12 protein-coding genes are annotated in these 23,925 nt (G+C 48.8%); all 12 read left to right on the top strand.

Translation table 11 applies throughout. The features are described from left to right. The coding region (locus tag J2T14_RS30665) for a sensor histidine kinase (RefSeq protein WP_307477017.1) at positions 1–309 on the top strand (309 nt) is incomplete at its 5' end. Continuing rightward, positions 302–1,669, top strand: coding sequence for a response regulator (locus J2T14_RS30660; RefSeq protein WP_307477015.1), 1,368 nt, complete (start codon positions 302–304; stop codon positions 1,667–1,669). The genes J2T14_RS30665 and J2T14_RS30660, both read left to right, overlap by 8 nt. A 114-nt stretch (positions 1,670–1,783) precedes the next feature. After that, entirely contained in the window at positions 1,784–3,472 is a 1,689-nt protein-coding gene (locus J2T14_RS30655; protein ID WP_307477012.1) for an ABC transporter substrate-binding protein, read from the top strand. A gap of 519 nt (positions 3,473–3,991) precedes the next feature. Beyond that, complete coding sequence (locus J2T14_RS30650) at positions 3,992–5,617, top strand: ABC transporter substrate-binding protein (RefSeq protein ID WP_307477010.1); 1,626 nt, start codon at positions 3,992–3,994, stop codon at positions 5,615–5,617. Between the two features lie 181 nt (positions 5,618–5,798). Beyond that, positions 5,799–12,788 carry a LamG-like jellyroll fold domain-containing protein gene (locus J2T14_RS30645; RefSeq protein ID WP_307477008.1) on the top strand — a complete coding sequence of 2,330 codons (6,990 nt, stop codon included), beginning with the start codon at positions 5,799–5,801 and terminating at the stop codon, positions 12,786–12,788. Between the two features lie 161 nt (positions 12,789–12,949). Further along, a complete protein-coding gene (locus J2T14_RS30640) occupies positions 12,950–17,104 on the top strand; it encodes a LamG-like jellyroll fold domain-containing protein (RefSeq protein WP_307477006.1) in 4,155 nt (1,384 codons plus the stop codon). A 90-nt stretch (positions 17,105–17,194) separates the two neighbouring features. Next, positions 17,195–18,757: a glycoside hydrolase family 43 protein gene (locus J2T14_RS30635; protein ID WP_307477004.1), complete on the top strand. Its 1,563-nt coding sequence runs from the start codon at positions 17,195–17,197 to the stop codon at positions 18,755–18,757. Beyond that, positions 18,754–19,674 (top strand): glycosyl hydrolase, encoded by a 921-nt coding sequence (locus J2T14_RS30630; RefSeq protein ID WP_307477002.1) that lies wholly within the window; start codon positions 18,754–18,756, stop codon positions 19,672–19,674. The genes J2T14_RS30635 and J2T14_RS30630 overlap by 4 nt, the downstream gene beginning before the upstream one ends. Positions 19,675–19,969: 295 nt before the next feature. Then, on the top strand, positions 19,970–20,929 hold the full coding sequence (locus J2T14_RS30625; RefSeq protein WP_373458241.1) for an ABC transporter permease: 960 nt from the start codon (positions 19,970–19,972) through the stop codon (positions 20,927–20,929). A gap of 12 nt (positions 20,930–20,941) precedes the next feature. Next, positions 20,942–21,835, top strand: a complete 894-nt coding sequence (locus tag J2T14_RS30620; RefSeq protein ID WP_307476999.1) for a carbohydrate ABC transporter permease — start codon at positions 20,942–20,944, stop codon at positions 21,833–21,835. 71 nt (positions 21,836–21,906) lie between these two features. Then, positions 21,907–23,604: an ABC transporter substrate-binding protein gene (locus tag J2T14_RS30615; protein ID WP_307476997.1), complete on the top strand. Its 1,698-nt coding sequence runs from the start codon at positions 21,907–21,909 to the stop codon at positions 23,602–23,604. A gap of 187 nt (positions 23,605–23,791) precedes the next feature. Further along, on the top strand, positions 23,792–23,925 hold a 134-nt coding region (locus tag J2T14_RS30610), incomplete at its 3' end, for a family 43 glycosylhydrolase (protein WP_307477019.1).

Raw genomic sequence — 23,925 nt, 5'->3', positions numbered from 1 at the left:
GTGGTGCACGGGCTGGGGGAAGTTGAAGAGGGAGGACTCGTAATCATCGATGCGCGTGTGAAGTCGGACCGGGTAGTGATTATGGTGGAGGATAACGGGGGCGGCATACCGGAAGACAAAATGCGGGAAATCGAATTTGCATGTCAGGATTTGGAAGATGCCGAGGAGCATCGGATAGGACTTCGCAATGTGCATCAGCGCCTTGTTCTAACTTACGGAGAAGGATTCGGCCTAACGCTGGAATGCCCGCCGGGATCCGGTACGCGCATAACATTTTCCATACCGTTGGGAGGGAATTTGCATGTATAAAGTGCTAGTGGTCAACGACGAACCGGCAATCCGACAGGGGCTTCTGAAAATTGTCGATTGGGGAGCGCTTGGCTTCTGCGTGGTGGGAGACGTCTCAATCGGAAGAAAAGCCGTTGCCCTCCATCAGGAGCTTTCTCCTGAATTGATCGTCATCGATATCCGGATGCCGCGCATGGATGGTCTTCAAGCGATCCGCGAAATTCGCAAGACGGATAGGGAGTGCCAATTTCTTATCCTGAGCGGATACGCCGACTTTGCTTACGCCAAGCAAGCCATCGAGATGGATGTGAGCGGCTATGTGCTCAAGCCAATCGATGTAGAGGAGCTAAGGGAGGAACTGCTGCGCATCAGAACCAAACTGGATCAGTTGTCAGGTCGCGCAAAATTATCCGAATTCCATGCCGACGCGCTGCGGGAGGAACTTATCCTCAAGTTGATCGCGGCTGATCCGGCAGACGCTCAGGAGCTGGAAAGCGAACTGGTACCCTTAACCAGCTTCGCAGGGAAATCCAAGCAGATTCTATTGGTTGCGGCGGAGGACAGCACTCCCGCAGGACCTGCGTATCTGGAATACGTCAAGAAGAAATGGCTGGAAGCCGCGGAGGAGGAGGGCCTCGGGTACGGGTTTCAGACCGGCCCGTATATCGGATTCCTGTCGAAGGAAGATCTGAACCGGCCCGACACCAAAAGCGAATGGACCCGGCTTCTGCAAGACTCGTGTGGGCCTCAACTGTGCTTCACTGCCGCCGCTGGACGAATTGTCTATGAACTTGCGGATATCCGTCAATCGTACGAGGATGCCTTGGGCTTGTTGAAAAACCGTTTCCTGCTTGCCGGAGGGCAGATCCACATAGTGACGGAACCAGACTTGAGCCATTCTGCGACGCAGCCGAACAGTCATGCTCCACCGAATTTGGAAGCGCTCGCAACCAAGCTGTTCTATATGCTGGATCTCGGCAGACGCGAAGGGGTGGCGGAAACGCTTGAGGAAGCGGGAAGGGCGCTTGCGGCTTACGATTCTTCCGAAACCGCGATCAAGTCTGGCCTGACCAAAGTGATGTCCGTTGCGCTAAGCAAATTGTCAGCTCTCCATCAAAGCGTCAATTTCCAGGACTATGCGCCTCTGCTTGCTGAGCTTAATCAGCACACCCACTACGATAGGGCGATGAACGCCGCTCATTCCCAGCTAGCCGAACTGGCGGGAAGGCTGGGGGTGAACGGCAGTCTGCCAGTGGTCAAGCAAGTGATGGATTTTATCCAGCGGCATTATTATGAAAATCTAAAGCTGGAGACGATGGCTGAGATGTACAATTACAACAAAGGAGCTCGTAGGTTATCCCAATGTGGGTTATTTCCATAGCAAATTCAAGAAATATGTAGGAGCTTCCCCATCTTCGATCAAAGGGGTTCCTCCCAAGGCTGAGGCAGTTTCATTGGAAACATCATTGTTTTTTTAGAGCGGGGGCGGCATTTCATGAAAGCCAGAAATTTTAAAGCGGCATGTCTTATAATGTTCGGAGCACTTCTTGTTGCCACCGGTTGCAGCAGCAGCTCGGACTCCGATAGCTTCAGCAGTCCTGACGCATCATCGAACAAAGAACTCACACCCATGACAATCACTTTAGCATTTGGTGACCTCAACACTTTATGGGACGACTTGCAAAGCGAGGTCGGCAAGCTCATAACGGAAAAAACCGGCATCTCGATCAAAGCGCAATTCCCGATTAGCGGCACTGACACGGATATGTTCGAGCTAATGGTGGCAAGCAACGAATATCCGGACATGGTTTGGGCCAAAGTCAGCGTGGGCAAGCTGAAGGACGCCGGCGCATTGATTGATTTGACGCCGCTCATTGAAGAGCATGCGCCGAACATCAAGAAGGTCTATGGCGAATACATGAAACGTTTGCGCTGGAGCAATGACGACCATGGTATATATGTCCTGCCGACAGCACCTGTAAACCAAACCTACTTCAAGGCAGGAAGCGGCTTCTCGCTGCAGCACGCCGTGCTGAAGGAGCTGAACTATCCACAGATCAAGACGGTGCAGGATTACGAGAATGCTCTCAAGGCTTATTATGACAAACACAAGACCACGGCCGACGGTCAACCGATCATTCCCTTGTCCCTGAACGGAGGGGAATGGCAATTTTTGATTAGCGTAACCAACCCGGCTGTCGCAACGACTGGCGCGCAGGATGAAGGAGAATTTTATATCGATCCGGATACTTATGAGGCGAAGCTCCATTACCTGCGCCCGGAAGAGAAGGAATACTTCCGATGGCTGAACCATATGCACGACATCGGCTTGCTGGAACTGGAGAGCTTCGTCCAGAAGTATGATCAGTACAGGGCGAAGATTGCCAGCGGACGCGTTCTGGGACTCATCGATATGGATTGGGACTTCGCCGGTGAAGTAGCTGTATTGAGGAAGAAAGGCAAGTTCGATCAAACCTACGCCAACTTCCCGGTTACCTTGAATGAAACCTACAAGAGACATGACTTCCAGAGCTACGGATATTTGGCGGGGATCGGCATCTCGATCACGAAGAGCGCCAAAGACCCGGTTCGCATCATCAAGTTTCTCGATTTTCTGGCGTCCGATGAAGGACAAGTACTACTCAACTGGGGAATCGAAGGCAAGCATTACAAGGTGGAAAACGGCAAACGTGTCATTCCGGAAGATATTCTGAATATGAAAGTCAATGACAACTGGAACTTTAGAAAAACGACAGGCGTAGATATGTACCGATTTGGACCGAGCTACGGTGACGGCGTGAAGGATTCAACGGGCAACTATTACACTACTGTCTTCCCGGAACAAATCGAGAAGGAATACACCCAGGCGGATAGGAAGACACTGGCTGCTTACAATATCAAAAGTTACAAGGATTTGTGGCCGTCCGAGGAAGAATTCCCGGTTAAACCGTGGGGAGCGGCATGGAACATCAACATGGAGACCGGCTCTGAAGCGAATGTCATCTTCCAAAAGTGTCAGGACATTATGAAGAGGCGCGTTACCCAAGCGATTCTGGCAGAGCCAGAACAATTCGACGCCATATGGGACGACTTTATGAAGGAGCTGGAGAAAGCGGGCGTCGAGAAGCTGAACGAAGAGTTTACCAAGCTGGTGAAGGACCGCGTGAAGCTTTGGAATGAATAAGTTGCATCCATTTAACGGCTGGGATGGGGCAATTACAGGGGAGATTGGATCGGGCTGTACAAACTATAACTGCGATCACGGAGAAGCAGGATTAACGCCTGCTTCTCTTTATTTCGTTTTATTGTCGGAAAGCATTATCTTCTTTATCGTATTTAAAAAACACATTGGCAGTACCCCGGAGAATTATAGAATGAGTATCCATGATAGCGGGAGTCAAAGCAAGCGAACTTCGAATGGGTAAAGTGAAACAGAAAAAGAGCCGGCAGCGGACTTGACTATGTTGAAGTAGTCATCTAAGCTGTCGGTTCTTTTTTTCTTGTAAACCGCCTGAGTTCAAATAGCATCGGGATACGTTACAGTGTGTTTTTGAACAGGTTCAAAAACCATCAAATCGGCATTTTGATAAAACGAGAACTTGAACAGCCATAAATGTGGTATTAGAGTCAAAAGGGAAAAGGCTTTCAGTGTTACCACGACGCTAGCGAGAGATTTATTTAGGTAAAAAAGGGAGGAAAAAAAATGAACAAAAAGTTTTTAGTCACGCTGCTTGCTGTAATCATGCTCGCTACATTATTTGTTGGATGCAGCAGCAAGGCGCCAAACAAGCCGGCTGAGAGCACTGCGCCTAACAGCAATGCGGCAGAAGGTACTGAACCCGCAACAAGGAAGGATCCGGTTACGCTTAATATTCGTTTCTTCGGGAATGAAAACGGGCATTATCGCGATGTCGATCCCGCCTTTAGAGAGTTTGAGAAACGGACGCAGGATACGCTTAATACGAAATTGAATGTGGTATGGACACCGGCTGCCGACTATATGACAAAACATCAATTATGGATGACATCGGGAGAAGACGTCGACCTCTTTATCCCGTGGGATTTGGCCAAATTTGCCAAAGACGGCGTATTGGCAGATTTAGGCGAATACTTTAACAATCCCAAATATCCTGGACTTCAAAAGGCTTTCTCAGAAGAGTATATCAATGATAATAAGATCTTTGGCAAAACCTATGCTATTCCGGTTACAAACTCTTTCATGGATATGGAAGGCGTATGGTACAGAAAAGATTTGTTAAAGAAGTATGGAATGAACGATATCAGCAGCTATGACGATTTGTACAACTTCCTAGAAAAAGTGAAAGAAAACGAAAAAGACATGATCCCGTTTGGAAACTATGGAAATACGGCTTTCTTCAAACTATTTACCGATATCAATGCGCAGCAGCTGGAGGGGAAAGTATTTCCATTTACCGGCCAAGGAAATCCGAAGAGAAACTTCGTTTATGTTCAAATCGCCGAAGATGGGAAATCCGTTGCGGGTGTGGCGGCTTATGGCGATCCGGCATCCGAATGGGCAAACTTTCATCCCGAATACGGTTTGAATTATCTGATGAACCAGTTTAATCAAGCGAAGCGATTTAACAAATTTATTCCGGCAGATACCTTGACAAACACGAGTGGAACAGGTATGAGTCAAGCTGCCGGATACATGACTGTAGGCGGTTTCAAGGGGAAAGAAGCCGAGCAAAAGGCGTTAGATCCGAATGCGGAAATCGGTTTCTGGCCGATCTTTAAGAACAATCAGGAGATGGCGCCTGGAACGCAATCTACGGATGGCAAGGCTTGGAATTTCATGGCAATACCTGCTTCTTCTAAAAAAATTGACAGAACCATGGAATTCCTGGATTGGGTATTCTCCAGTCAAGAGAACAATGACTTATTCACTTATGGTATCGAAGGTAAAAACTGGGAAGCTGTAGGGGATAAGGAGTGGAAGATTCCGGATGGAGTCGATCCGGCGAAAAATTACTCTTTCCCTGGTTACCAGTTGACCTGGAATCCGACATTGACCAGAATGCCTGCAGGATTGCCGGAGGAGATTCGACAATATACGGAATATCAATTTAAGCCGGATACGTATCAGAAACATGTATTGGCAGGATTTACATTTGATCCAGAGCCTGTGAAAAATGAAATGGCTAAATGCAACACCGTTATGGATAAGTATCTTCCATTCTTATTGTCCGGTTTTGGCGAAGTTGAAGACAATTTGGCGAAGATGAATAAGGATTTGAAGGATTCAGGTGTAGATAAGATTAAAGAAGAATTGAAGAATCAAATCAACGCCTTCCTCGCTCAGAAGTAAAATAACAGAATTTACATCACGATAAACTAGGGACATCTGTAGATTTAGTTCAATCAAATCTATAGGTGTTCCTATTTATTAAATGACAACCGAAAGGGGGGTGAGAGAATACAAGAGTATACGGTGCAAAATGGGGATAAAAGCATCAAGCAAAAAAAATTACGCAAGGAGGACTTATCTAATGATTTTGTATAACAGGAAAACAACCTGGGCGGCGCGCGCCCTGGCCGTCTGTTTGGCGGCAGTCATGCTGGTGTCATTGTTCGTCCCTATGACGAACAATCGTGTATACGCGGCTAATGAAGATTCGCAGCCTGAACCCGCACAGTCTGAACCAGCTAAAGGTATTTTGGACAAGATCGATTTTGGGCATGCCGATTCTGAAAACGCTCACAATTTCAGAGGCGACTTTACGAGCGTGATCACCGGTTTTTTGGGAGAGAAGGCCAGGGTATCCGAGCCGCGTATTCCTGCTTCAGATACAGGAGGTTTTTTAACCTTCTCCATGAAGGTGGATCCGTATCTGCAAAATTACTTTACGGTGAAGCTTTCAGGAAATGATTCTGTGGAACCAGGAGTTCGGTCACAACTTGTGATCAATGGCGAACAGGTCGGGTATTTCAGAGGAGGGGATTATAGTGCTCTTATTGGTGGCGAACGAGCACCGAATCAATTTATATACAGCACTGTTGTGCTTCCACTGGAGTCCACGAGAGGGAAGGAAATCGTTGAAATCACAATTAATACAACGGATCCCTTTGGCAAGGTAGAACAACAATCAAGAGGGTACTATATCGGTTATACGCATACCCAGGCTTATATTAATGTAGATGATGAAGTGCAGGGGTATAAATTTAAAGAAAATCAGGGACCGGAGACTGTAGTGCGGCCTGAAGAAACGACTGAGCAAATTGAAGCAAGAATTGCACAGTTAAGTCAAGAACCCATTAACACCTTTATGAATCATTATAACCATCTTGGCAATAATCCGAATAACACGTTAAATATCGCAAAATACACAAATGCTCTTCGGTATTATGCCATGGTCTTGAAACAGGACATATCTCCAATGAAAACCCCGGAAGCGAAACGCGAAGCGTTAATGCGTATGTTTCAAGCCATCGATGTTCATACGAAAAACTATTATGGAAATACAAGACTGGTGCTTCGCGGAGGACACCAGGGGGATTGGGGCGGCTTTTATGGCGAATTGGGCGAGGCTTTGTATCTTGCGGAAACCCTGATCTTTGATGAAGACGTGTTAGGAGAAGAAGAATATAATGCCTTTCTGGATCAACCCTTTGATACGGGAACGGTTGAAGGCGAATTTTCCCTTGCCAGCGCAGGGTGGAATGGTGAACCATTAACCCGTCGCATGGCATGGGAACGGGTATTGAAAGCGAATTTTGATTTCGCCCGTTCGAGACAATCTTATATTACGAATCAGGTGTTCTATACGTACGAAGGCGCATGGAAAGCTCATGAAGGACTCAGGATGGTTGGGTCCGAATTTTATGAAGGGAAAGAGCGCAGTCATCGAATTTTATTGGAAATATTTGGAGGAACACCTTGGTTAGGCGAAGAAGTATTGGTCGGTCCTAATGGGGAAGAATTAGATCTCTATCATTCTTTGTTTTCTCATGATAGTGCAGCTGTCTTTACAGATGACTATGTACACATTGTCGGAAAAGGACTTGCAAAAAGCAAATTGGATGAAGAAGGTCAGGTTGTACGACGCAAGCCTTATGGAGAACAGTATACCAATCTAACCAAAGCCGGGCTGACAAGAGAAAATCACTATGTGGGAATTTATGGTGAAGTAGCCAATTATATATTGGATTACTTCTATAAAACCTTGGATCAGCCTGGGGATGAAGAACTTAATGATGAACTTCTGAAACTTGCTCTTAACAACTTTTATGCTCGTTTGTGGACTCGAATCAATGACCTGGATGATGAGGGCAAACGACTCCTAGCGATGAATGCCACTATAGATGAACGAAATGGGGGTATGCCCTCCAGAACTCCTGCTTATGGCGCCAGATTGCTCGGATATAGCACGTCCTATGCTTATTTAGAAAAGTACATGGCGGATCATGAGGAGCGTTACAGCGGTTCGGAATGGGATCGGTATTGGGAGTATGCCAAATATGCCGTAGGGGCCGTACAGCAGTTGAAGATGGATAATCGCATATTGATGGATTTGTCTTCGAGGGATTTCCATCTGCGTGACACCTATGACTATATATTCAAAACCCGGAAGGACTATGCCAGATTTAATGATGTAAAGGCCGGGGTTGTCCTTCCTCAGACTGATTTTGACTATTATACAGAAGAAGAGATTGCTGCATTAGGTGTGAATCCGGAGGAATATGAACAGTTTGCGTGGTTCGATGTAGATAATGCATTCATCTCCATGCGAGATGGGGACTTTAGAATGTTCGGGGCTTTAGCATGGCTGAATATGGGAGTTCCGGCTACTGGCAAGCTTCATATTGTCACACCTGAGAATGTGCGAGTGGTACAGGTTGCTCACAACAACCAATTTCAATATGAGGATTACCACATCAGACAACAAGATGTCGATCTCTATTATCAGCGAAATGATCCTGCAACCAAAGGATTTGCGCCTCAATCCCTGGCAGGTGAAATATTACCCATTGCGTATCAGCCAGGGGTTGGTAAAGTGGTGCGAGACAATTTTGAAGTCGATCACCCTTATGGGGCTTTGACGGATTTAATGGCTGCAAGATATGGGGAGTATTTCATCCTCATGAATACGACTCGTACTGAATACGAGAATGAAAGTACCTTTGAAGTGGAGTTGCCTTCCGATTATACAGGAAATGAGATCTTCGATTTTGTTTCCAAAGCAAATATTCCGGTAACCAATGGAAAAGTAACCATTGGACCTGAAAGAGGAATGGTTCTTAAATTATCGTCCAAATTTGATCCAATGCCAAAACCAAATCATGTCGATTTTGTCAAAGCGGTTGAAGGAAACGGATATGTGGATGTGATATGGAAAACCACGGCCGGAGGAAAAACATATACCCTCAAGCGTTCCGAAACAGAACAGGGTCCGTATGGAGTGATCGCAGAAGGGTTAACGGGCAATCACTATAAAGATACCGATGTGGTGAATGGAAAAGTATACTATTATAAAGTGGAAGCCGTGAATGAACATGGATCAGGCTGGGAATCATGGCGCGCAAAAGCTGATCTGAGCGATGCCGCATCCAAAAATCTGGCATCCCCTTGGCAGCAGGATCTCATTGGCACCACTCAAGGCAGCGCAACAGTTAATGGTGATGAGATTACAATCCAGAATGTGGATGGAAAAGGGCTGGGAGAAGGGGACGATTTTAATATCTATAGAAGAGATATTAAGGACTCCTTCCACTATGCCCATCAGGCCGCCATTGGAAATAGCTCTATTAGTGCCAGGATTGATCAGAATAGCGGCGCTCTCAGCGGTATTATGTTAAGGGAAGAGCTATCTGAAAATTCCCGTTATCTTTATTTTGGAGCGGATGACCAAGGGAACCTGGTATTGCAGCATCGTAATCGAGTGTCCTTTGGAGTATGGAATGGCGGTATACCTGTAAGTCCGTGGAATCATAAAATTAAAGGCTATCATGTCAATGACTATCCTTATGTCAAGCTGTTGTGGCATCATAACTCACAGCTCGCCCATGCTTTTGCATCGAAAGATGGCGTCGATTGGGAATACATTACCGAGATAGATAGTTTATTCCCATATGCCTATTACACAGGACTCATATCGTCTCAAGAGGCAGCATTCAGTGAAGTAACCGTATCGGGTACACCGAGAGATAGTCTGATGCCGTTTATTGAAAAAGATAAAGATCAAATCACCTTGCACTGGAATAAACCAAAGCAAGCTTCCTGGTTCAACGTATACCGCACCAATGATGAAGAAGCGAGCTTGACCGATCCCGTATTCAAGGCAGGCACGTCCGAACTGGAAGACGGCTCCCCCTGGGAGGAGGTCCTCACGGGTTCAAGAGCGATGCCTTTCCAGGATGACTTACAGTATGGCAGTGTGTATTATAAGGTGCTGGCCGTTCATGAAGACGGCTCCCCGCAACCGTTCTCGGCCACTGTTTCCGCTGATGCGGATCCGATTTCGGCGGTGATGGAGCATGCGAAGAGCTTGCCGGCCTACGACTATACGAAGGCGAGCTTCTTCCTGTACCATAAGGAATTGGATCGTATTAAAGCTGAGATGATGAAGCCTGAATTTGATGAGGCGCATCTGATTGACGAAATCTACGATGCGAAGAAGCTGCTCGTTTCGGTTCGGACATTGCTGACGAAAATTCAGATGGATCCATCGATGGCCAGGGCCTCTGAGAAGTTCTGGCAGAATGATAACATCTCCGAGGAACAGAACGCATGGTATTTATTTGATGAAAATCCTGACACGATTGCCCACACCAGGTCTAAAGAAAGCTGGGTTGACGTGGACTTTGGCGCAGGAAACGAAAAAGTGGTGGATACGTTCCGCTACCTGCCACGAAGAACGCATGTGGGCCGTGTCAACGGCACCGTCTTTAAGGGCTCGAATGACGGAGTGAGTTGGACCGATCTGTACAAGATTCCGAATGCGTCGATTTATCAGTGGTATTCCGCACTTAACCCGGAAAAGACACCCTATCGCTACATTCGGATCTATGACGATCATAACGGCTTCGTAAACTTTGAAGAAATCGAGTTCCTTGAAATCGGCATTGACAAGACGCTGCTCGCGTACTTGTTGGATGAAGCGGCGGCGGCGCAAGATGCCGGAGTCTACACGGAAGAAAGCTTGCAAGCGCTCGGGCAGCAGGTAGCTGCACCAACTGCGGTGCGCGATAACCCGGATGCGACGCAGGAAGAGGTTGACACTGCGGATAACAACCTGCTGACGGCATTGAAAGGACTGCAATATATTCCGGGCATGCCGGTTCTTGAATCCCTTGCCGACAAGACCGTCATTGCGGAAAATACGCTCACATTCAAAGTTCAAGCCGTCAATGCGGCTGCCGAAGTCGTCTATGGGGTACAAGGTTTGCCCGAAGGAGCATCCTTTGATGCAGCAACTCAAACGTTCATCTGGACGCCGGGTAAAGAACAGGGCGGCGTGCATGCCGTAACCTTTACAGCGACGGCAGGTGAAATGTCTTCTTCGAAAACGATAAAAATCACGGTCAAAGGACAGCCGGTTATTAATCCCGATACGACGGTGGAACTGACGGCGAAGCAGGCATTCACCTATCAGGTGCAAGCATCCGATCCGACGGGTGGTCCGCTTGTTTACAGCGCCGCGAATTTGCCGGCAGGGGCGGCGTTTAATGCGGCGAACGGCACATTCAGCTGGACACCCGGTCAGGCCGATTACGGCAGCCATTCGGTAACCTTCACCGTCAGCAACACAAATTATTCGGTCAGCCAGGCGGTGGACTTTAAGGTGAAGCTTAATATCCTTCCGGCTGAAGATTATACAAAGGGCAGCTACTATCTGTACCTCAAGGAAGCGGCACGGGTCGAAACAGAGATGGCGAAGCCGGAGGCCGATAAAACGCAGCTTGCAGCTGAGCTTGACCAGGCGGAAAAGTCGCTTGTTCCCGTCCCTCTCTCGCTCTATGCGTTTGAAGGAAATACGAATAATTCGTTCGGCTCGTCCGCATCCGGAGCGACCGTATTCGGACCTCCGGTTTACACGGAAGGAAAGGTCGGACAAGCGATCAATCTGAACGGCACCGATAACTACGTCAAACTGCTGCCCGCGCATCCTTTGGCCGGTTACAATGAAATCACCCTGGCAACCTGGGTGTATTGGAAGGGCGGCAACCAGTGGCAGCGAATCTTCGACTTCGGCAAAAATACGAATCAATACCTGTTCCTTACACCAAGATCGGGCAACAATACGCTGCGTTTCGCGATCAAGAACGGCGGCGGCGAACAAATCGTGCAAACGTCGCAGCTTGCCGCTAATCAATGGGTTCATGTGGCGGTGACGCTGGGAAGCGGTTCGGCGAAGCTGTATGTCAACGGGGAACTGAAGGCGACGAATAGCAGCGCCACAATCAAGCCGAGCGATTTTAAACCGAGCGTTAATTATATTGGCAAAAGCCAGTTTAACGATCCGTTGTTCAATGGGATGATCGATGAATTCCGCGTCTACAACTACGCCCAGAGCGCGGAAGAGATCAAGGCGGCCATGAACAACACGGCGAAGGTCTGGATTGACAATACCTTGATCCCGGTCCTGCTTGATGAAGCAGCGAAGGTCAATGCCGAGCTCTACACAGAGGGGAGCGTACAAGCGCTTCAAACGGAAGTATCGAATACACAATCGGTCTACAATAATGCAGCTGCAACCCAGGCCGAGATCGATGCGGCATCCGCGAGTCTGTTTGAGGCTCTCAAAGGGCTGCAGTGGAAGGATGTAACGGCATCCGTAGATCCGGCAGCTCCAAACGGCAAGAACGGCTGGTATAATTCCCCTGTCACGATCACGCTGTCTCCTGCGGCAATCGCAGAATACAGCCTGGACGGCGGGGTCACTTGGGCCGAGTATAACGAGTCTGTCACCCTGGACCAAGAGGGAACGAATAAGGTTATGTACCGCCGTTCCGTCGAACCGGAAGAGGCGCAAACGCTGGAGATTAAGATCGACCGCAGCAGACCGGTCGTTCAGATAACGGGCGCGACGTCGTACATGATCGACCAGACGGTAACCATTACGTGCACCGCGACCGATGTCGTTTCGAGCGTGTACGGTACGCCGTGCGGCCAGCCGCTGGTTCAAGCGAAGGCATATACGCTGTCGGCCGGTGAGAATACGGCAACGGTCACGGCGGAGGACATGGCGGGCAATCAAACGACAGCTTCCCATACGTTTACGGTGAAGGTTACGTTTGACAGCTTGAAGACCGTGACCAATGCTTTCCTGCAGGCGACAGGCGCCAAAGAATGGCAAACAGTGGCCAAATCACTGAATCAAAAACTTGATCAGGCCAATGCTGCAGCCGCCAGCGGCAAAACCGACGCGGCGAAGAGCATGATGGCCGACTATATCAAACAGGTAACGGACCAAACCGGGAAATATTTCACGCAAGAGCAAGCGGATATTCTGATCCGCTGGGCTCAGATCGTGATCTAGCTCAAACGAAATTTCTCGGGTATCATTTGGCGTAAGCATGACCAGAGGCCCCAATCTCGATGTTGAGGTTAGGGGTCTCTCTTCATTAAACTGTGAGAACTATGTGGGAGGTTATCAGAAAAACAGGCTATGAATGTTCAAAATAAAAGGAGGCATATGAAATGGACTCATCGCAAATGAGAGCGCTTGCAAAGAAAACTTTTTTCAGTTTTCTTTGTTTTACATTAGCCATGACCTTTACAGGTTATAAAGGCATCGAAACAGCGAATGCGGCTGTTTCACCGCTCATTACTTCTTACAAACCGCAGGCGGTAAGCGCCGATGTGAATGCTTCTTACACGGATGCAAACGGGAACACGGTATCGGCGACGATCCATCATCCGGGCATTGCCATGTCGCTGGCCGATCTGGACAATATGCGCGACCATGTAAGAGCAGGGGACGAGCCTTGGGATACGGCGTTCGAGGCGTTTGCCGCCGACCCGCAATCCAGACCGAATCCAAGAATCTTATATGAAGCCGGAAATGATCTTTTCGTTAATATTCGCGGGCCGTGGGCCTTTACCGATGAAAACGGTAAATATTGGGCAAACCCAAGCGATTATGTGGGAACGCGTGCGAATACGGATGCCTTAATCGCTTTTAAACAAGCGGTTATGTGGTATATTACCGGCGATGAGACGTACCGTTCCAGTGCGATGTCTATCATCAGAGCTTATTCCGGTATCCAGTCTGTTGCCCCTCATACGAGCTTCCGTTTTGCGACGATGACTTATTTGCTCGCGGCGGCTGCCGAGATTATGCGATATTCCGATACGCCGACGGAAAGTCTGAAATGGACAGAAACCGATACTCAGAATTTTACCAATATGATGGAGCTTTGCTCGGTCACTTATAACGCTCATTCTTTTTTCATGAACCAGCATCAGTTTACGGTTATGGGAACGATGGCGCGGGCGATCTTTACCAATGACCTGGAGCTGTATGCAGAGGCCGTCGAAGCAACAATGGTTAACGCCGCAGGCGATGATGGAGGAAGAAACGGTTCAATCAAGCATGAAATGCGATGGATGACGAAAAACGAAATGACAGGAGAACCGCTCGACCCGTCGGATTATCATGTGCAGTTAATGGAAATGGGTCGCGATGTGGGACATTCTTATGCCAATATCGCCGGATTGTCTACATTGGCTCAGACCATCTACGCCCAGGGGACGAAGGTTGACCCGGTAAACGGAACGATGTCTAAGGCCGCTAATGCGGTAAATCCGTTCAATTTCCTCGATGACCGCCTGTTGGCAGGGACAACATATGCACTGAAGTACCATTTGGGATATGATGTGCCATGGACACCTGCGGTGGCCAACCAAAGCTATTCCGGTCAGATTTTTGACCAGATTAACCCGGATCTAAGAGGCAGAATCGATGGGTTCAACAGTGTTCTATATAACTATTACAAATATATCGAAGGGCAGGATATGACCCAGGAAAAATTCAAATACCTGGCCTATGCGTACGAAACGAGAATGCCGGAGGTTGCAGGAAAGGATTATCCGCTGGCGACGCTGCTGTACACGCCCGATGCAGCCAAGGCTGATGGCCTCAGCAACCGGATCATTCTGGGTAATATCACGGGACTGACAGCAACGAGGGCAGGTACGGATACGATCAACTTAAGATGGACGGCTGTACCGGACGCGCTAGGTTACAACATCTATAGATCCACAGAAGAAAATGGCACGTATACGCAGATTAACAGTGCGCCAATTACAACAACGACTTATAGCGATACAAGCTTGACTCCAAATACGATTTACTATTATAAGGTCTGCGTATCCGGTGGATCAACGTTTGCCGTTGTATCGGCCACAACGGGAGGAACCGGCGTTCCAGCTTTCGATGTAAGCCATTATGAGCTTAAGGTCAACCATAAGCACCAATCCGTACTAAGGGTCATTCATCCGGATCGAAGCAGTCAGGTTCTCACAAGCCAAGCGAGCTTTGCTTCATCCGACCCGGCCGTGGCAACCGTCAATTCGGCAGGCTTGGTGACCGGGATTAGCGCAGGTACGGCTACGATTACCGCAACATATAACGGTCAATCTTACCATGCAACCGTAAAAGTCATCGCCGACGCCGCTTTAAAAGCCTGGTATAAATTTAACGAAACGAGCGGAACCTCGGCCGCAGACGCATCTGGAAATGGCAATACCGGGAATGTAAATGGCGGCGCAGCCTGGACAACCGGGCAAACAGGAAACGCAGTAGTTCTTGACGGGACAAACGACTATATTGCACTTCCTGCCGGCGTTGTTTCCGATGCCGACACGATCACGATTGCGGCGTGGGTGAATCTGGATACCGTGAGCAACTGGACGCGTATTTTCGATTTCGGTTCGGGAACCTCTACCTATATGTACCTTTCGCCGAAAAACGGAGCCAATGGCAAAATCCGCTTTGCGATCAAAAACAATAATTCGAGCGAGCAAATCATTGAAGGCCAATCAGCTCTGCCGACGGGTGGTTGGCATCATGTGGCCGTCACCTTAAACGGTTCGATCGGGACTCTCTATGTTGACGGCAGTGAAGCGGGAAGCAATACGTCGATGACCATGAAACCGTCCGATCTGGGCGAAACGACGCAGAATTGGATCGGACGCTCCCAATACGCCGACCCGTATCTCGACGGACGGGTGGACGATTTCAGAATCTATACCCGCGCGATAAGCTCATCTGAAGTTACGAGTGTGATGAACGGACAAACGTTGGAAACCGTAACGGCAGCGCCGACGGGTGTGACGGCTATGACAGCAGACCATAGATCGATTAACGTAAGCTGGCCGGCAGTAACGGGAGCCACGGGGTATCATGTATACGCCGCCGATTCTCTGGCGGAGAATGCCGTCTATACAAAGATTAATAGTAACGTGATTACAGGAACCTCGTATGCCAGCCTGGGATTAAAGCCGATTACCGCCTACCATTACAAGGTAACGGCAGTGAATGCAATAGGAGAGTCGGACACGTCGGCCATTGCTTCCGCAACAACCGCTGGCATGCCGGTCGCGGGCCTCATTTCCAGGTATAAGCTTGACGAAACAAGCGGAACTTCAGCCGCAGACGCATCCGGAAACGGCAATCATGGGACGTTGAATGGCGGTACAGCCTGGGCGACAGGTAAAATCGGAGGCGCTGCGGATCTTGCCGGACCGAACGGCTATATTGCGCTTCCTGGCGGTATAGTCTCCGAGACCGACACGATCACTATAGCGGCTTGGGTGAATCTAGATACGGCGAGCAACTGGACGCGAATTTTCGATTTCGGTTCCGGATCTTCAACCAGTATGTTCCTCACGCCGAAAAATGGAGCCAATGGAAAAATCCGCTTTGCGATCAAAAATAATAATTCGAGCGAGCAAATCATTGAAGGCCAATCGGCGCTGCCAACGGGAGGCTGGCATCATGTGGCCGTCACGTTAAACGGTTCGACCGGCACTCTTTATGTTGATGGAGCTCTAGTGGGAAGCAATACGTCGATGACCATAAAACCGTCCGATCTGGGCGCCACCACTCAGAATTGGATTGGTCGCTCCCAGTACCCGGATCCCTATCTCGACGGACGAGTGGATGACTTCCGTATTTATGACCAAGCGCTTCCTGCCGACGAGATCGCCGCGCTTGCCGCACCCGGCATGATCGCCTGGTATAAATTTGACCAACCCGGCGGTGTCACAGTGGCAGACGCATCAGGAGATTTCAATCTTGGAACGATGAATGGCGGCGCAGACTGGACGACAGGCAAAGCCGGCAATGCAGTGGAGCTTAACGGAACAAACGGCTACGTGGCCCTTCCTTCCGGTATAGTCTCCGGGAGCGACAAGATCACCATTGCGGCTTGGGTGAATCTGGATAGCGTGAAGAACTGGTCGCGTATTTTTGATTTCGGTTCCGGAACTTCGGCCAATATGTTCCTCACGCCGAAAAACGGAGCGAATGGAAAAATCCGCTTTGCGATCAAGAAGAACGGTTCGAGCGAACAAATCATTGACGGGCAGTCGGCGCTGCTGGCGGGAGGCTGGCATCATGTGGCCGTCACCTTAAATGGCTCAACGGGTACCCTCTACGTGGACGGTGTTCAAGTCGGGCAAAATAACGCGATGACCATTAAGCCGTCCGATCTCGGAGCCACCACGCAAAACTGGATCGGCCGTTCCCAATATACCTCCGATCCATACCTCGATGGGAAAGTGGATGACTTCCGGGTGTATAACCATGCTCTCTCTGCCGGCGAAATCGCTGCCCTTGCGGGATTGTAACGGGCCGAATAGCAAGACGACGAGGGATAACGAAGTGGTATTGAAGATGTACAACGATCAGTTAATTTACAGGCAAAGGATGAAGCGGTTATGGTTGATCATTACCATTTATTATCGAAGAAGGGAGCTTGGGGAGATCAGGGAGACGGCACCTATGTCAATCCTGTCTTGCCCGGAGATTATAGCGATCCGGATGCCATTCGGGTCGGGGATGATTATTACGCCATCTCCTCTACCTTGCATTGCTCTCCGGGGATGGCGGTGCTGCATTCCAAGGATCTTGTGAATTGGAGCATGATCGGACATGTTGTTCAAGATTTGACAAGCATCGGCCCGGAATACAATTACGATCGCATGAATCGTTACGGCAGAGGCGTCTGGGCCGGCGCCATCCGATTCCATAAGGATAAATATTGGGTGTATTTCTTCACGCCCGATGAAGGCTTGTTTATGAGCACGGCTTCCGATCCGGCTGGACCTTGGGAGCCGCTTCATCGGGTTTGGGAGGTGGCCGGCTGGGATGATTGCTGTCCATTCTGGGACGATGACGGGCAAGGCTACCTGGTTGCCACTCATTTTGCCGATAACTACAATATTCATTTAATTAAACTTAGCGAAGACGGCAAAGAGCTGCTGCATGACAGCGATAGGATTATCCATCAATACAAAGGGAGCGAAGCCAATAAGCTCTACAAAATAAATGGAACCTACTATTTCTTCCACAGCGAGGTGCGCGCTCGGGAAGGCGATGAAGCCCGAGTTGTCATGATGTTAAGGGCAGAGCATATTTATGGTCCTTATGAGGAAAAGGAAATTATCCATACACACGGAAAGGAGATAGACCGGGAGCCGAATCAGGGCGGACTTGTCCAGACGGCTTCCGGGGATTGGTACTTCATTAGCCATCAGGGAACGGGCGGGCACGAAGGCAGACCGCTTCACTTGCTGCCCGTAACATGGGTGGACGGCTGGCCGATCATCGGAGAAGATACGGACGGCGACGGAGTCGGGGAGATGGCATGGGGAGGCAGGAAGCCGATTAACGGGTATCCCGCAACGGTTCTTTCCACATACGACGATTTTGACAGAGCCGATCTTGCGCCCTATTGGGGATGGAACCATCAGCCAAGAGCCGATAAGTGGTCGTTAACGGAACGGCCCGGCTATTTGCGTCTGCACGCATGCCAACCTATCGACAGGGACAATTTTTTTACCGTATGCAACGTCCTTTCGCAAAGAACGTTCAGAACCATTCATAACGAAGCAACGGTGAAAATAGAGATCGGCGGCATGGCGGATGGACAAGAAGCGGGACTTTGCCATTTTGCGAAAACCTATTGCACGATTGGCGTTCAACAACTTAACGGAACAAGGGTCCTGAAGTTCAATAGCTCGGGAACGGTCGTATGGGGCCCGAAACTAACAGGCACTGCCCTTTGGTTAAGGTCGATGTGGAACATAGACGGAATCAGCCGGTTCGAATACAGCGTCGATGGGGTACAATTCGAGAGCTTTGGAGATGCATATCAGCTGGGATGGGGCAATTACAGGGGAGACCGGATCGGGGTATACAGCTTTAACTGCGAGAGTGAGCAGGGTTATATTGACGTAGACCAATTTGGTTATGAGGTGCGAGGAGTGGAGAAGGAATGAAATCGCCATTATTCAGGGATCCCATCTATGATGGAGCGGCGGATCCAGTAGTCATATGGAATCGGCACGCCAAGGAATGGTGGATGATCTATACGAACCGCCGCGCAACGCAGGATGGGCCGAAATTCGGATGGGTGCATGGCACCGATCTCGGCGTTGCTTCTTCATCGGATGGCGGATCTACCTGGTTGTACCGGGGAACCCTGCAAGGTCTCGAAACGGAATGGGGCAGAAATACGTTCTGGGCGCCGGAAATTATCTGGCATGACGGGCTGTACCATATGTATGTCACTTACGTCCATGGCGTACCTGTTGATTGGACGGGCAAGGCTCGTATCCGGCATTATACAAGCCCCGACCTGATTCGTTGGGAGTTCCAGTCCACGCTTGGGATTAGCGAGGAGAACGTGATTGATGCCTGCGTGTACCAGTTGCCGAACGGCATGTTCCGAATGTGGTTTAAGCAGCGGAATCATACCTACGCTGCCGAGAGCAACGATCTGTATGAGTGGCAGCCTATTGGTCCGGTGATCACCGAAAGAGGCCATGAAGGACCGAATGTTTTCCGCCTGGGCGGCTTTTATTGGATGATCGTAGACGAGTGGAGAGGTCAAGGTGTATTCCGTTCCGATGATCTTATGACATGGGAGCGAAACGGCATCATTCTCGACCAGCCTGGCAGACGCGAGGATGACGGGACGATCGGCCTTCACGCGGATGTGGTCGTGCAAGGAGAAGAAGGGTATATCTTTTATTTTACCCATCCCGGCCGTGTGAATGGGCATCATGAAGACTCGAACAACTATGAATGGCGCCGCTCCTCCATTCAGGTGGCCAAGCTGGAGGTTGTGGATGGAGTCCTGATCTGCGATCGCAATAAGGAGTTTCAGTTGAATCTTGGAGCGGATGATCAATAGGATTAAGGGAACCTCCTCTAGCGTACGGAAAGCGGCTTCGGCCGATCAAAATCTAATTTAATCGTTCTGTGAGCAAAAAAAGCGCCATTAACGCTTCGTTTCTATGAAATCGAAGCTAGATGGTGTCTTTTTTTGCGCTTCTATGAAAGCGTTTGAAAGCGCATGTTTTAATATGATTTTAGGTCGACTTTACCGGGTGCTATGGAATGGTCTCTATCGTTTATGATAAGTACAGACAAGAGAGGGTAAGCTATTACATGTAAAGAGGAAGCTTAAGAAGCTAGGAGGAGCACAGATGAAACCGCTAACAGAAATGACCCCGGAAGCAGGGTCGACGCTCAAAAGGAACCGGTTCTGGTTCAAAGCATTCCAGCAGCGTTACTTGTACCTGATGTCGCTTCCATTCGTCATATGGATCTTTATTTTCAGTTATGTGCCTGTATGGGGCTGGCTTACCGCTTTTCAAAATTACAAGCCGAAAGATTCCATTCTGGATCAGAAATGGGTAGGGTTTGATAATTTCATACAGTTATTCCAAGATGAAAGATTTTATATCGTTTTACGGAATACGTTGGCCATGAGCACGATGGGGCTCATTGTAGGCTTCACGATTCCTGTCATATTCGCCTTATTGTTAAACGAGATGAAAGGCCAGTTTTTCAAACGTTCGGTTCAAACGATTTCGTATTTGCCTCACTTCGTTTCATGGGTTGTCGTAGCCGGACTCGTATATAAGATGCTTTCGACAGACGGCGGCGCGGTGAACCAATTGCTCATGTGGCTTAACATTATCGACCAGCCTATTCAGTTTATGGCTAAGGGCAATTTGTTCTGGGGAATTTTAACCGTTTCGGATTTATGGAAGGAAATGGGCTGGAACTCGATTATTTTCCTGGCAGCGATGGCAGGCATCGATCCCGAGCTTTACGAAGCGTCAACGGTTGACGGCGCAGGCAGATTCCGCAAGATGTGGCATATCACGCTGCCGGGCATTCGTACAACCTTCATGGTGCTCTTCATCTTGTCGATTGGACACTTAATCAGTATCGGCTTCGAGAAGCAGTTCTTGCTTGGCAACCCTGTGGTATCTGATTATTCAGAGGTGTTGGATCTGTATGCGCTTAAGTACGGTATTCAAATGGGCCGGTATTCGTACGGTACGGCAATCGGTATATTCAATTCCGTAGTCAGCATCCTATTAGTATTTATCGCGAACGGAATATACAAGAGAGTCACCAAAGAAACAGTCATATAGGAGGCGCGGCATATGCAAGGAGTTGTTCATAAAAATATTGGCGATAAACTATTCGACCTATTCATCTATATATTCATGACGTTGGTAGCTATTGCGACCTTATACCCGTTTTTAAATGTACTCGCGATTTCATTTAACGATTCGGTGGATACCGTACGAGGCGGTCTGACGATTTACCCGCGGGAATTCACCTTAAGAAACTATGAAACGATTTTCGGCTTCGAGGGCTTGATAACCGGCTTTAGAAACACCGTCATCCGGACGGTAGTCGGTACGGCAATGGGGGTCGCGGCAGCGTCCATGATGGCTTACACGTTAAGCCGTCCCGATTTTCAAGGCAGAAGATGGATGTCGGTTTTGTTCGCCCTCACGATGTATTTCTCCGGCGGACTCATTCCGGGCTTCCTGTTGATGAAATACTTAGGCTTGATCGGTACCTTTTATATTTACATCATTCCTGCACTGCTCAGCGTTTGGAATGTGTTCGTTATCCGCTCGTATATCGACGGACTTCCGTTCGCGCTTCAAGAATCGGCGAAAATTGACGGCGCGAATGATTGGACTATATTCTGGAGAATTATTCTTCCGCTTTGCCAACCCGTATTGGCGACAATCGCCTTGTTCATTGCTGTCGGACACTGGAATTCCTGGTTTGATACGTACTTGTTTAATAACAGGAATCCGGAAAATACGACGCTGCAGTACGAGCTGATGAAGGTGCTGTTATCTACGCAGACGGGCAGCAATTACCGCGACCCGAACGCGCAGCAAGCAATGGCCGCCGTATCGCCGGAATCCATCAAGATGGCGATTACGATCGTCGTTACCGTACCCATCTTGCTTGTGTATCCATTCCTTCAGAAGTATTTCGTCAAAGGAATGACGCTTGGCGCAGTTAAAAGCTAATTTTGGTAATAGCAGGTTTCCTGTTATATACATGCAAATCACGCACATGAAAAAAGGGAGGCTTTAACGAAATGAAAAGAAAGATGAAAATGGCGCTTAGTTTGATGTTGGCACTCGTATTCGTATTCGCCACAGCATGCGGCAATTCGAATAATGAAGGCGGTAATAACACGAAGACGCCAGAAACAACAAATGCAACAAACGAGCCGCCGGCCGAACCCATGACGATTCGCTTCGCAAGCGGCAACAACCCGAATTGGGATGACATGCAATCCGATATCGGCAAATTTATTAAAGAAAAAACAGGCATTACCATTAAACCAGAATTCCTTGTCGACAACGGCGATGAGACGCTCGCGCTTATGGTAGCAACCGATGAGTATCCGGATCTGGTTGTTCCGGGCGTCGCTACAAACAAAATGGTCGATGCAGGCGCTTTGCTCGACCTTCGTCCTTTGATCGAAGAGCATGCTCCCAACATTAAAAAGGTTTACGGCGAATATTATAACCGTCTTCGTTGGAGCAAGGATGATGATGCGATTTATACGCTTTCGCTGACCGGCGTCGATCATACGTACTTTGATTCGGGAAGCGGCTTCCAATTGCAGCACCAAGTGCTTGAAGCAGCCGGCTACCCGGAAATCAAAACCGTGAAGGATTACGAAGCCGCAATCAAAACCTATCTGGAGAAAAACCCGACAACGGCAGACGGCCAACCGAATATCGGTTTGTCTCTTAACGGCGGGGAATGGCAAATTCTGATTTCCGTAACAAACCCTGCTTTCTTGGCAACCGGCGCTCCGGACAATGGCGAGTTCTTCATTAACGAAGAAACGTATGAAGCTATTATGCACTACCAGCGTCCGGAAGAAAGAGAATATTTCCGTTGGCTCAATCACATGAATGATATCGGCTTGCTTGACCCGGAAAGCTTCATTCAAAAATACGACCAATACAAAGCAAAAATCGCTTCCGGCCGCGTTCTGGGTCTTATCGACCAGCAATGGGATTACAACCAAGCTGAGAGCGCTTTGAAAGCTGAAGGCAAATTCGCTTCGACATACGCTCGTTTCCCTGTAACATTAAACGAAACGTACCAGGATCATTCTTTCCAAGGTACGGGTTACCTTCCAGCCCTCGGGATTGCGATTACGAAAGATGCTCAAGATCCGGTTCGTTTGATCAAATTCCTGGACTATCTTGCTTCCGATGAAGGCCAAGTGCTTCTAAACTGGGGGATTGAAGGCAAGCATTACAATATGGTAGACGGCAAACGCGTCATTCCTGCCGAGCTGCTGGAGCAGAAAACAAATGACAACAACACTTTTGTGAAAACAACGGGTATCGGCAACTACAACATATCCGCCCGTTACGGGGACGGCGTGAAGGATCCGTCCGGAAATTACTACACGACGACATTCCCTGAGCAGATCCAAGCCGCTTATTCGGAAGAAGACAAAAAGACGCTGAAGGCTTACGGCGCAACGACTTACAAGGATCTGTGGCCTTCCGATGATGCGTTCCCTGAACGCAAATACGGCGCGGCATGGACGCTTCCGTTCGATTCGACCTCCGAGGCGAACGTTATTAAACAAAAAACGGAAGATATTATGAAAAAACGCATACCGGAAGCGATTCTGGCGAAGCCGGAAGATTTCGATAAGATCTACGATCAGTTCCTGAAGGATCTGGAAGACGCGGGCGTTGCGAAGATGAATGAAGAACTTACAAAGATGGTGAAGGACCGCGTTGAGCTTTGGTCGGAATAAGCATCAAAATCCGCGAGCGTTATAAGCTCGCGGATTTTTTTATGCTAAACCATGCGCTTGACATACAAATGGCTAAATCATGCTATTCGTTGACTTGAAAATCAAGGTGCTCGCTTATGCCGTGTTTTATAATCCGAATGAAAGGTCTTCGGTACTATCAAACTTTAGAATGATTAGGAGTTGTAGCATGGTGACAACGAGCAGCACCGCGACGTATAGCAATCCGGTAATTCCAGGCTTTTATCCCGACCCGAGCATCTGCCGTGTCGAAGATGATTATTATTTGGTAACAAGCTCGTTCGCTTATTTTCCTGGAGTCCC

Origin of the sequence: Paenibacillus harenae (assembly GCF_030812415.1) — a bacterium.
GTDB lineage: Bacteria > Bacillota > Bacilli > Paenibacillales > Paenibacillaceae > Pristimantibacillus > Pristimantibacillus harenae_A.
The sequence above is the reverse complement of the archived record's forward strand: the minus strand, read 5'-3'. Positions and strand labels throughout refer to the sequence as shown.

Excerpts from the sequence above, each read along its gene's own strand:
- J2T14_RS30660 (WP_307477015.1), top strand. The coding sequence starts at position 302 with ATGTATAAAGTGCTAGTGGTCAACGACGAACCGGCAATCCGACAGGGG.
- J2T14_RS30655 (WP_307477012.1), top strand. The coding sequence starts at position 1,784 with ATGAAAGCCAGAAATTTTAAAGCGGCATGTCTTATAATGTTCGGAGCA.
- J2T14_RS30650 (WP_307477010.1), top strand. The coding sequence starts at position 3,992 with ATGAACAAAAAGTTTTTAGTCACGCTGCTTGCTGTAATCATGCTCGCT.
- J2T14_RS30645 (WP_307477008.1), top strand. The coding sequence starts at position 5,799 with ATGATTTTGTATAACAGGAAAACAACCTGGGCGGCGCGCGCCCTGGCC.
- J2T14_RS30640 (WP_307477006.1), top strand. The coding sequence starts at position 12,950 with ATGGACTCATCGCAAATGAGAGCGCTTGCAAAGAAAACTTTTTTCAGT.
- J2T14_RS30635 (WP_307477004.1), top strand. The coding sequence starts at position 17,195 with ATGGTTGATCATTACCATTTATTATCGAAGAAGGGAGCTTGGGGAGAT.
- J2T14_RS30630 (WP_307477002.1), top strand. The coding sequence starts at position 18,754 with ATGAAATCGCCATTATTCAGGGATCCCATCTATGATGGAGCGGCGGAT.
- J2T14_RS30625 (WP_373458241.1), top strand. The coding sequence starts at position 19,970 with ATGAAACCGCTAACAGAAATGACCCCGGAAGCAGGGTCGACGCTCAAA.
- J2T14_RS30620 (WP_307476999.1), top strand. The coding sequence starts at position 20,942 with ATGCAAGGAGTTGTTCATAAAAATATTGGCGATAAACTATTCGACCTA.
- J2T14_RS30615 (WP_307476997.1), top strand. The coding sequence starts at position 21,907 with ATGAAAAGAAAGATGAAAATGGCGCTTAGTTTGATGTTGGCACTCGTA.